We start from the raw sequence: 10,925 nt of genomic DNA, 5'->3' as shown, positions 1-10,925 counted from the left end.
TGGATGCCGATGAGAAGCCTCCAGGGGCCGCTCTTTGGCTCCTGCCACCGCGGCATTCGTGCATCCATGCACATCATGGATTCACGGCGGGTCTCCAACCGGCCTACCCTCCACCCTCCCCAAAACTCTATGCGAAGCTACAAAACCGTACTCAAAATCAATACAACAATCAGGCCAACCACCCCGAGGATGGTTTCCAGAACCGTCCAGGAAGCCAGAGTCTGGCGCTCGGTCAGCCCCATAAACTGCTTCACCAGCCAGAACCCCGAATCGTTGACGTGGGACAGCACCGTGGCGCCGCAGGCAATGGCAATGACGATGCAGGCCGTTACGCCGTCAGAGTAACCACCGGCGCTGACCAGGGGCGCCACCAGCCCGGCGCTGGTGACCATGGCCACGGTGGCGGAGCCCTGGGAGACGCGGATGACGGTCGCGACCAGGAAGGCGAACAGGACGACCGGGAGGTTTGAGGCGGTCATGGCCTCGACCAGTGCATCGCCCACGCCGGCGGCGATGAGGACTTTGCCGAATACGCCGCCGGCGCCTGTCAGCAGGATGATCATGCCCACCGGCTCCATGGAGCGGGTCGCCACTCGTTGGATTTCGTCTCGGCTGAAGCCCAGGCGGGTGCCCAGGAAGTAGAAGGAGAGCAGGGCGGCGACCAGCAGGGCGGTGAAGGGGTGGCCGACAAAGGCCATAATCTGGGCCGCATCGTGGCTTTCGCCGAGCCAGGTTTTGGTGGCGGTGTTGAGCAGGATCATCGCCAGGGGCACCAGGATAATGCTCAATACCAGGGTGAAGCCTGGCTGTGGGCGATCGTTCTGGTGGTGGCTGTCCATCTGGACCTGAGCGGTGTCTGGTAACTCGGCGTGGATGCGGTTGCCGATAAAGCGCCCGAAGACGATGCCGCCGAGAATCGCGGCGGGAATGCCCGCCAGCAGGCCCACCAGAATGACCCAGCCGAGGTCAGCGCCCAGCAGCGAGGCGACCGCCACGGGGCCGGGGGTCGGGGGGATGAACGAGTGGGCCACGGCAATACCCGCCACCAGTGGCATGCCGTAAAACAGCAAGGATTTGCCCGTGCGCTTGGCCAGGCTGTAGACCAGTGGAATAAAGAGGATCAGCGCCACCTCGAAAAAGACCGGAATGGCGACAATCAGGCCGAGGGTCATCAGGGCCCAAGGGGCTTTGTCTTCGCCGGCTTTGCGGGTGAGGGTGTTGGCAATCTGCTGGGCGCCGCCGGAAACCTGCAGGATTTCCCCGATCATGGTGCCCAGCCCGATCACGATGGCGATATAGCCCAGGGTGCCGCCCATGCCCTGCTGGATGACGTCCGCCACTTCGGGCAGGGGCACGCCGCCGGCGATGGCAACCCCCATGCTCACCAGCAGGAGGGCGACAAAGGCCTGCAGACGCAGGGCCATGATCAGAAACAGTAGAACACCGATGCTGACAACGGTGACCGAGAGCAAGTAGGTGGCTGACATGTTGTTATTATCTCCTGTCGTTTGTGGGCGCCGTTTTAGTCGGAGCGGGCCTTGAGGGATTCTATGTAATCAATGGCCTGGTCCAGCACGCCGGGTACCGGTGGGTGAATGTTCAGGGGGGTGACATCGGGCTCTTTCTGCAGGTCCGGGCGCTCCAGGGCCTCGAACTGGCTGTCCAGCAGCTCCGGGGGCATGAAATGCCCCTGACGGGCGCTGATCCGGTCGGCGATAGTGTCCGCATCGCCGTCCAGAAACAGGAAGTGGGTATCGAGACCGCAGTGCCGGAAGGGTTCACGATGGCTGCGCTTCAGGCCGGAGAAGGCAAGGACAAAGGTGGCATCGCTGTCGGCATGCTCTTTCAGGTAGTCGCACATCCGGGCAATCCACGGCGCGCGCATTTCATCGGTCAGGGGTTTGCCCGCCGCCATGTGCGCTTTGGCCGCGTCACTGTGAAAGTCGTCCGCATCCAGGTAGGTAAAGCCGAAGTGTTCCGACAGCGCTGAGGCCATCGTGGATTTGCCCGCCCCGGAGACGCCCATCATGATCAGCAGAGTTGCCAAGGTGTGTCACCCTCATTCCCAAAAAATACGGATTATAACGCGGGAGGAGGTTAGCGCACTTATTATGTTAGCGCAAACATTTGGGCTGTGATAATCTGCCGGTTTTTGGAAGAGGGAGTTGGACAGTGAGCACCCGGGCGAGAAAAAAGCACTCCCAGGCCGTCACCCTGGCGGATGTGGCGCAATACGCCGGCGTCAGCGGTATCACTGTATCGAGGGTCATTAACCATCCTAATAAAGTGTCGCAGGCAACGCGGCAGGCCGTGCAGGAGGCAATCGATATGCTGGGTTACATTCCCAATCAATCCGCCAGTTCTCTGGCATCAGCGCGCTCACGCGTGATCGGCGTGGCGATTCCGTCGCTGTCGAATATTGTATTCACCGATGTATTGCGCGGCATCTACGATGTCGCGGGCACCTCGGGCTACAAAGTGCTGATGGTGGACACCCACTACTCGGCGCTGGAGGAGGAGCGCATGGTACGCACCCTGCTCAGTCAGTCGCCCGAGGCCATGATTCTCACCGGTGGTGAGCAGACCCAGGCCTGTGAGCGCCTGCTGCTGAAGGCCAAGATCCCGGTGGTCCAGATCATGGACCTGCTGGATGAGCCAATGGATATGAACGTCGGGGTATCGCACTTTGAGGCCGGTGCCGCCGTGGCGGAGCAACTGCTGTCGGCGGGGTACGGTCAGTTGGGCTTTATCGGTGCCCGTATGGACAAGCGGGTTCGGGAGCGTCTGGCGGGCTTCAAGTCGGTGCTGGAAAGCCGGGGGCGGTTCTGGCGGAACTTCGTCCAGGTGACCGATCGGCCCTCATCCATCGAGTTGGGGGGCGAGCTGTTTCGGGCGCTCATGGGGCAAGCCGGCGGCGTAGTGGACGCGGTGTTCTGCTGCAACGACGACCTGGCCCTGGGGGCGTTATTCGAAAGTCAGCGTATGGGCCTGGATGTGCCGGGTGATATTGGCCTGTGCGGCTTCAACGACTTCGAAGTGTCGGCATTTACCAACCCGTCATTGAGCAGCGTGGCCGTGCCCCGATACCAGATGGGGGTGACGGCGGCGGAGATGATCATTACCGCCTTGAACGGCGGTGAGGTCGGGCAGAAGAGGCGCGACCTCGGTTTTGAAGTCGCGCTCCGACAGTCTACCGATCATCTCTAAGAGCGCATCAGGCGCTTTTGCGCAGACCGGTTGACGAGTTCTGGACGATGCTCAGGTATTTCAGCCAGGCCTGTTCCACGGGATTCTTCGGGGCGGCCTGTTTGGCGATGACCTTGAGCAGGTGGCGGTCCTCATCAGTGGGGTCGGTCACCTCGCCTCGGCACAGGGCGTGGATCAGCGCGCCGTGTTTGCGGATCAGGCGGGCCTGGATGCCGGATAACTGGCTGGAGTGGTCAAAACCGGCGGGAAAGTGCTCCCGGTCCTGAAAGGGCTGCTTGAGGTAGTGCTCGCGCGGCAACATGGTTGCTCTCCTTTACCGTAACGTGGGTGGAATTGACACCTCGATCACGTTATACGATGTTTCTGGCAGAAATATGTCAGCGCGGAGTGAATTTTTCAGCAGCCACCTGAGGCCGGATTCCCAGGCACAAAAAAACCGGCACGAGGCCGGTTTTTTCTGGCGCCGCGGTCAGGCCGTGGCGCGGGTCACAGTCGGGTCAGGCTCAGGAAGCCATCGCCTTGATGTGGCCGTTCAGGCGGCTCTTATGACGAGCGGCCTTGTTCTTGTGCATCAGGCCCTTGTCAGCCATGCGGTCGATGACCGGAACAGCGGCGGTGTAAGCGGTTTTGGCCGCTTCCTGGTCGCCGGATTCGATGGCCTTGACCACGTTCTTGATGTAGGTGCGCGTCATGGAGCGCAGGCTGGCGTTGTGCTTGCGAGCCTTTTCGTTCTGGCGAGCGCGCTTCTTGGATTGAGGTGTATTTGCCACCGTGGAGCTCCTGTTACGTATTCAGACTGAAATTCGGTCGTCCGGCAGCCATTCGCACAAGCCGGAATCAAGGACGCGACATTATGCCCATTTGGAGCCGTATGTCAACTGTCCCGGTGCCAATGGCGCGTATCCTTGCGGTAGGGCAGGCGCACATGCAGGGCGGCCTTGGCCACAATATGCGCGCTCACCGGCGCGGTGATAAACAAAAACAGCGCAATCAGCAGCTCGTGCAGGCTCAGGCCGTCGCCGCGAGTGCTGAAAAACACCATGGAGGCGACGATCATGCTGCCCACGCCCAGCGTCGTGGCCTTGGTGGGGCCGTGCAGGCGCATGAAAAAGTCCGGCAGGCGCGCCAGCCCAAAGGAGCCGATCAGCGCAAAGGAGGCGCCAACCAACAACAGAATGGACACCAGCCATTCGATCCAGCTTGTCTCGCTCATGGTCTTGCTCCTATTCAATGATGTCGCCGCGCAACAGGTACTTGGACAGGGCAACGGTGCCCACAAAGGCCATGACGGCAATCAGTAGCGCCGCCTCGAAATACAGCATGGACTCCTTCGAGAGCCCAAACAGCACCAGCAGAGCGATGGAATTGATATACATGGTGTCCAGCGCGAGGATCCGGTCCGGCAGCGACGGGCCCACCGCCAGGCGCCACAGGTTCAGCACCAGGGCCAGGCTCATCATCACCAGGCTGATCTGGATTACGATGTCGAGCATTCGAAAATCTCCTTAAGCGGCGCTTCATAACGCTGTTTGATGGTCGCCACAGCTTCGGCCGGATCATTCACGTGCAGCGTGTGGATGATCAACCGCTTGCCATCGGCACTCAAATCGGCGGACACGGTACCCGGAGTCAGGGAGATGGTGCTTGCCAGAATGGTGATTGCGAAGTCCTGTTCCAGGTCCAGCTCCAGAGTCATGAAGGCCGGCTTGAGGGACTTGGGTGAACCCAGGATCAGGCGCGCTACGGTCCAGTTGGCGATCACAATATCCCAGAGCACCACCACCACAAACTTGAACGCCACACCCGGGCGGCTCAAGGTCATTTCCTGGGGCCAGAAGGACTGGGTGACAAAGGGGATGAACCAGGCGAGCAGGCCCCCCAGAACCAGATGGCCGCCGCTCACGTCATTGGCCAGAAGAAACCACAGAAACAGCATGAACAGGCTGAGTACCGGGTGCGGTAAAAGCCGCCGGCGCCGTCGTCGGGTATTGGTCAGGGTGCTCATGGGTTCCCCCCTACAGTGGTGTGGCGCAGCACGCTGTCAATGTACTGGCCCGGGTTCAATAGCTGCTCGGCCATGGCGTCGGTGTAGGCGATGATCGGCTCGCCCCACAGTGCCAGTGCCGGTGTCGTTGCCAGCAGGCCGAGCGCGGCGGCCAGCGGCAGCAGCGAGGCTTTCTGGGTGTTGGCCACCACCTCCGTGGTGCGCCAGAAAAAAGTACTGCCACTGCGACTCAGGGCGGTAATGGAGGCAAGCCCGCCCAGCAGCACCAGCCCCCAAAGCCAAATGGCGGCGTAGCCGGTACCGGCCGATTGCAACAGCAGTACCTTGCCGACAAAGCCACTCAACGGCGGCATGCCGGCCACACTCAGGGCGGCCACAAAAAACATCAGTCCCAGGGTCGTGCTTTGGGGCAGGGTGGGGCCGGTACGGATGGCGTCGCTGCCGTCCTGACGCTGGCGGCGGATCAGGTCGACAATCAGATACAGTGCGCCGCACACCCAGGTGGAGTGGGCCAGATAGTAAAAGGTCGCACTCAGGGCTTCAGCGGTGTTCAGGGCCAGGCCGGCGAGCAGGGTACCCACCGAGATGATCACCAGGTAGGACACCTGCATACGCAGATTGCGGGCGGCCAGTACACCGATAACCCCCAGTGCCAGGGTGACCAGAGCCAGTGGCCACAGCCAGGGCTGAATCAGGTTGGCCAGTTCGCCGGCGTGATCGCCAAAGATCAATGTGTAGACCCGGGCGATGGAATAGACCCCGATTTTGGTCATGATGGCGAACATGGCCGCGACCGGAGCGCTGGCCGCGCTATAGGCCCGGGGCAGCCAGAAGTACAGCGGCACCATTGCGGCTTTTAGACCAAACACCACCATAAACAGCAGGCCGGCCGCCGCCACAATCGGCGCGTCCTGGGCGGGCAGGTTGGCCACCTTGGCGGCCATGTCCGCCATGTTCAGGGTGCCGGTAATGCCGTACAGGGTGGCCACGGCAATCAGAAACAGGCTGGAACCCGCCAGGTTCAACACCACATAGTGCAGCCCGGCCCTTGCCCGCTCCGGGCCTCCGCCCTGCACCAGCAGCGCGTATGAGGCGAGCAGCAATACCTCAAANNCGCCGGTGAGAAAGGCGCCGTTGACCCCGAGCAGCAACAGGTGCAGCAGGCCGTTCAGGTTGTAGGCCGGGTGGTCCATGGTGCTCGCCGCGTACCAGATGGCAAAGAACGCCAGCACACTGGTCACCAGCACCATGAAGGCACTGAGCCGATCCAGAACCAGAACGATGCCAAACGGCGGCGCCCAGTCCCCCATGGCATAGACCTGAATGACACCACTGCTGGCGGTGTAGAACAGCAGCAGGGAAACGATGACCAACAGACCGGCGCTGATCAGGCTGACCGTGCGGGTCAGCACAAAGCCCTTGCCGGCCAGTAACAGCAGGATCACCCCGGTGATCAGTGGCAACAGCACCGGCAGTGCAATCAGGTGACTCATGCCCGGTCCTCCTGCGCCGCATCGCTCGGCGTACCGTCGACATGGTCATTGCCAAGCTCGGCCCGTGCCCGCAGGGCGAGCACCAGGACAAAGGCGGTCATGGCAAAGCTGATCACGATGGCGGTCAGTACCAGGGCCTGAGGCAGTGGGTCGGCGTAGTGATCGCTGGTGCCGATCACCGGCGGCGCGCCAGCGGTCAGGCGGCCCATGACGAAAATGAACAGGTTGACCGCATAGGTGAACAGAGTCAGCCCGACAATGACCGGAAAAGTCCGGCCGCGCAGCATCAGGTACACGCCGCAGGCGGTCATCACCGCGATCATGATTGAAATCAACAGCTCCATTAAATCTTCTCCCCTTGTTCATTGGTGGCCGGGGCTTCGTGGGTGGTCTGCGCCAGCTTGCCCAGGTGCGCCAGAATCAGCATGGTGGCACCCACGACCGTGACATAGACGCCGACATCGAAGGCCATGGCGGAGGCGAGCTCAAAGTCGCCCACAAATGGCCAGTGCACATGCGTGAAGGTCGAGGTCAGGAAGGGGTAGCCGAACAACCAGCTTGCCAGCCCGGTGAGCGTGGCAATCAACACGCCGGTGGCGGCCACTTTCCGGTAATTCCAGCGCAGGCGCTGCTGCATCCACTCGGTACCGGTGGAAATATATTGAAGGATCAGCGCCACACTGGTGACCAACCCGGCAATGAACCCGCCGCCGGGCATATTGTGACCGCGCAGGAAAATGTACAGGGACACCATGATGGCGAGCGGAAGCAGGATGCGGGTCATCACCGACAGAATCGGCGGATGCGGCTCGCGGGCCCAGCGACGACCGTCGCCATCGGCCTGGGGCAGTGGCAGTTTCAGGCCGTGCAGCATCGCGTAGATACCAACGGCCGCCAGGGCTAGCACGGTGATCTCCCCGAGGGTATCGAAACCGCGGAAATCCACCAGAATCACGTTGACTACGTTGGTGCCACCGCCACCGCTAACGCTGTTTTCCAGGAAGTAGTTGGAAATGGGGGTGAACGGCCGGGTCAGCACCGCCCAGCACAGGGCGCCAATGCCCGCCCCGGCGCTGCCGGCAATGGCAATATCCCGAACCACGCGTCTGGGTGGTGACTCGTTGGGTGTCATCTGGGGCAGGAAGTAGAGCGCGAGCATCAGCAGAACGATGGTGACCACTTCAACCGACAGCTGGGTCAGCGCCAGGTCCGGGGCGGAAAACCGGATGAAGGTCAGCGATACGATCAGGCCCACCACGCTCAGCATCAGCAGGGCCGCAAACCGGTTGTGATGAATCAGCACCGTGCCGAACGCCGCGATCACCAGCAAGGCGGTGGCGACCAGGCTTACAGGGTCCATCGGGGTCAGCGAAGCGGAACCGGTCCACTCGGCCAGAGACCAGAGCCCCGCGGCGCCCACGACCAGGGCTGAACCGAAGAACAGCGCCAGATAGCGCTGGAGCGAGCCGTTCTCAAGCCGGTCGGTAACCCACTGGGCGGCCAGGACGCTGCGTTGTACCCGATGCTCGAACACCAGCTTCTCGTCCTTGCGGAACTTGCGCTCGTAAAACGCAAACAGCCCTTTGCGCTGGGTGTAGAGGAGAATACCGCCGGCCAGGGCGATGGCGCTCATCAACAACGGCAGGTTGAACCCGTGCCAGAGCGCAATGTGGTACTCCGGCATCTCGTGCCCGAGAACCGCCGTGGCAGCCGCGTGGATAAAGGGCTCAATGGTGTAGTGGGGCAAAATACCCACCACCAGACAGAGCACCACCAGAATCTCCACCGGCACTTTCATGTAGCGGGGCGGCTCGTGGGGCGGATACTTGGGCAGATCCTGAGGCTCGCCATTGAAAAAGACATCGTGAATAAAGCGCCATGAGTAGGCCACTGAAAACAGCGCCCCTAGGGTGGCCAGCATCGGCATGATCCACCAGAACTGACCGAGATACTCCAGGTGCAGGCTCTCGGCAAAGAACATCTCCTTGCTCAGGAAGCCGTTCAGGAGCGGTACGCCGGCCATGGCGGCGGACGCGACCATGGCCAGTAGCGCGGTATGCGGCATGTACTTCCACAGGCCGTTGATCTTGCGCATATCCCGGGTGCCGGTCTCGTGGTCGATGATCCCGGCCGCCATGAACAGCGACGCCTTGAAGGTGGCGTGGTTGATGATGTGAAACACCGCCGCCGCTGCCGCCAGCTCGGTGCTGAAACCGAACAGCAGGGTAATCAGGCCCAGGTGGCTGATGGTGGAATAGGCCAGCAGGCCTTTCAGGTCGTGTTTGAACAGGGCCGTATAGGCAGCGTACACCAGCGTGGCAAGGCCCACGAAGCTGACGATAAAGAACCACAGCTCGGTGCCCGCCAGTGCCGGGTACATCCGGGCAAGCAGAAACACCCCAGCCTTGACCATGGTGGCCGAGTGCAGATAAGCCGACACGGGGGTGGGGGCGGACATGGCGTGAGGCAGCCAGAAATGGAACGGGAACTGGGCGGACTTGGTAAAGGCGCCCAGCAGCACCAGAATCAGGGTGATTGGGTAGAGCGCGTGGGCGCGGATCTGATCCCCGGCGGCGAGAATCTCGGTCAGATTAAAGCTGCCGACAATATGTCCCAGCAGCAGTGCGCCCGCGAGCAGGCAGAGGCCGCCCGCCCCGGTAATCGCCAGCGCCATCCGCGCCCCTTTACGGGCCTCGGACTGGTGGGACCAATAGCCGATCAGAAGGAACGAGCTCAGGCTGGTGAGCTCCCAGAACACCAACATCAGAAGGATGTTGTCCGACAGCACAATGCCGAGCATCGCCAGCATGAATATCTGCAGCAGGGCGTAGAGCTTGCCCAGAGAGTCCCGTGAAGACAGGTAGTAACGGGCGTACAGCATGACCAGCAGGCCGATCCCGGTGATCAGCAAGGCGAACATCAGCCCCAGGCCGTCCAGGCGGAGGCTCAGATCCAGCCCCAACCCGGGCAGCCACGCCTGATGGAAACGAAAGGTCTCGCCGGCCAGCACCGCTGGCGTCAGGTAAAGCAGCAGCCCCAGGGAGATCAAAGGCGCTAACGCCGCCGACCAGGCGCACAGGTTGCGCCCGAAGCGCTCCGTGGCGAGGGGGACCAGCGCGCCCAGGAGCGGCAGGAATACAATCAAAAACAGTGTCATAAGGTCTCTCACACCTTGTGGGTATTATTCATCTCCGCCCGGACAAGTATAACCGGGGATACCTTGAGATTCGTTGTGGGTAACAACAGACGGGGTTACAGCGACGCGGGTGGGTCGGTAAAGAAGGGGTGGCGTTTTAAAGTGAAGCCTTGGGGCTCATGGTGGTGCGGCATCGCGGTCATTCCCGTGTCTTAGGTCGTTGTGGACGTCGTACCAGAAACCGGCAAATGCTTTTATACACTGTAAAGGGGGCCGAGTACCAGTATTGCAGAAGCCTCTTAACCTATGTTAACCCTCGGTGGATGACCCGCAAACGGTCCGACGTATCGGAGCGTTTGCGGGTCATCCACCGATCACTGACCCGCAAACGCCAGATAACCCCGATGCAACTCTTCCACCCGCTTCTCTAAATCGACCAGACTCCCGGTGTTATCCAACAAGTCATCCGCCCGCTTTAGCCGCTCGGCTCGCGACATCTGACTGGCCATGATCCGCTGGATCTGCTCCGGGTCCGCACCGTCCCGGGCACTGGCCCGTGCGAGCTGGAGGGACTCCGGCACATCCACCACCAGAATCCGGTCGACCAGCTTATCCTGCCCGGTCTCAAACAGCAGGGGAGACACCAGTAGGGCGTAGGGACCTCGCGCCGCGGCCAGCCGCGAACGCAACTCCCGGTTGATCAGAGGGTGCAGCAAGGCTTCAAGCCAGGTTTTCGCGTCGGGATCGGTAAAGATGATGGCGCGCAGGGTCGGGCGGTCCAGGGTGCCGTCAGGCGTCAAAATATCCGGGCCAAAGTGTTCGGCAATGGCCTTCAGGGCGGGCTGGCCGGGTTCGACCACCACCCGCGCCATATCGTCCGCATCCACGGCCTCAATGCCTGTCGCCTGGAAGGCCCGCATGACGGAAGACTTGCCGCTGCCGATGCCTCCGGTAACGCCGATAACCCGCTCCGCCATGATTCAGGGAGCCGCGAACTGAAGGTACTGTTGGAGCAGGCTGTCGCCCCAGATAAAGGCAATCCAGCCCGCAATGGCCAGGTAGGGGCCGAAGGGAATGGGAATGT

Annotated in this window: 12 protein-coding genes and 1 pseudogene; 1 reads left to right on the top strand and 12 read right to left on the bottom strand. The window is 61.6% G+C overall.

The annotated features are described in order from the left end of the window. Positions 1-137: 137 nt before the first annotated feature. Both B3187_RS07945 and B3187_RS07940 read right to left on the bottom strand, forming a co-directional pair. Positions 138-1,487: a GntP family permease gene (locus B3187_RS07945; RefSeq protein WP_286805608.1), complete on the bottom strand. Its 1,350-nt coding sequence runs from the start codon at positions 1,485-1,487 to the stop codon at positions 138-140. A 35-nt stretch (positions 1,488-1,522) separates the two neighbouring features. Then, positions 1,523-2,047, bottom strand: coding sequence for a gluconokinase (locus B3187_RS07940; RefSeq protein ID WP_246004359.1), 525 nt, complete (start codon positions 2,045-2,047; stop codon positions 1,523-1,525). 125 nt (positions 2,048-2,172) lie between these two features. Here B3187_RS07940 and B3187_RS07935 point away from each other — a divergent pair, with 125 nt between their 5' ends. Continuing rightward, complete coding sequence (locus B3187_RS07935; protein ID WP_123637964.1) at positions 2,173-3,207, top strand: LacI family DNA-binding transcriptional regulator; 1,035 nt, start codon at positions 2,173-2,175, stop codon at positions 3,205-3,207. Positions 3,208-3,214: 7 nt separating this feature from the next. Here B3187_RS07935 and maoP read toward each other — a convergent pair whose 3' ends face one another. The 10 genes and pseudogenes from maoP to B3187_RS07885 all read right to left on the bottom strand — a co-directional run. Continuing rightward, positions 3,215-3,508 (bottom strand): DUF413 domain-containing protein, encoded by a 294-nt coding sequence (gene maoP, locus B3187_RS07930; protein WP_123637963.1) that lies wholly within the window; start codon positions 3,506-3,508, stop codon positions 3,215-3,217. Positions 3,509-3,710: 202 nt separating this feature from the next. Further along, entirely contained in the window at positions 3,711-3,977 is a 267-nt protein-coding gene (gene rpsT / locus B3187_RS07925; protein ID WP_024460873.1) for a 30S ribosomal protein S20, read from the bottom strand. Positions 3,978-4,081: 104 nt separating this feature from the next. Next, positions 4,082-4,420, bottom strand: a complete 339-nt coding sequence (locus B3187_RS07920; protein ID WP_286805604.1) for a Na+/H+ antiporter subunit G — start codon at positions 4,418-4,420, stop codon at positions 4,082-4,084. A 10-nt stretch (positions 4,421-4,430) separates the two neighbouring features. Further along, entirely contained in the window at positions 4,431-4,700 is a 270-nt protein-coding gene (locus B3187_RS07915) for a K+/H+ antiporter subunit F (RefSeq protein ID WP_286805602.1), read from the bottom strand. Further along, positions 4,685-5,212, bottom strand: a complete 528-nt coding sequence (locus B3187_RS07910) for a Na+/H+ antiporter subunit E (protein ID WP_024460870.1) — start codon at positions 5,210-5,212, stop codon at positions 4,685-4,687. Before B3187_RS07910 ends, B3187_RS07915 begins: the two co-directional genes overlap by 16 nt. Next, positions 5,209-6,705, bottom strand: coding sequence for a monovalent cation/H+ antiporter subunit D (locus B3187_RS07905; protein ID WP_286805599.1), 1,497 nt, complete (start codon positions 6,703-6,705; stop codon positions 5,209-5,211). Before B3187_RS07905 ends, B3187_RS07910 begins: the two co-directional genes overlap by 4 nt. Continuing rightward, positions 6,702-7,049 carry a Na+/H+ antiporter subunit C gene (locus tag B3187_RS07900; protein WP_286805597.1) on the bottom strand — a complete coding sequence of 116 codons (348 nt, stop codon included), beginning with the start codon at positions 7,047-7,049 and terminating at the stop codon, positions 6,702-6,704. Before B3187_RS07900 ends, B3187_RS07905 begins: the two co-directional genes overlap by 4 nt. Further along, positions 7,049-9,862: a monovalent cation/H+ antiporter subunit A gene (locus tag B3187_RS07895; RefSeq protein WP_286805595.1), complete on the bottom strand. Its 2,814-nt coding sequence runs from the start codon at positions 9,860-9,862 to the stop codon at positions 7,049-7,051. Before B3187_RS07895 ends, B3187_RS07900 begins: the two co-directional genes overlap by 1 nt. 353 nt (positions 9,863-10,215) lie before the next feature. Next, the gene (gene coaE, locus B3187_RS07890; protein WP_286805593.1) at positions 10,216-10,818 is read right to left on the bottom strand and encodes a dephospho-CoA kinase; all 603 of its coding nucleotides are present in this window, start codon (positions 10,816-10,818) and stop codon (positions 10,216-10,218) included. Between the two features lie 3 nt (positions 10,819-10,821). Continuing rightward, positions 10,822-10,925, bottom strand: a pseudogene (locus tag B3187_RS07885) (prepilin peptidase); the annotation flags it as partial.

The sequence above is a fragment of the Marinimicrobium sp. UBA4209 genome (assembly GCF_002381585.1).
Taxonomy (GTDB): Bacteria; Pseudomonadota; Gammaproteobacteria; order Pseudomonadales; family Cellvibrionaceae; genus Marinimicrobium; species Marinimicrobium koreense.
This window is presented reverse-complemented; position numbering and strand designations above follow the sequence as displayed.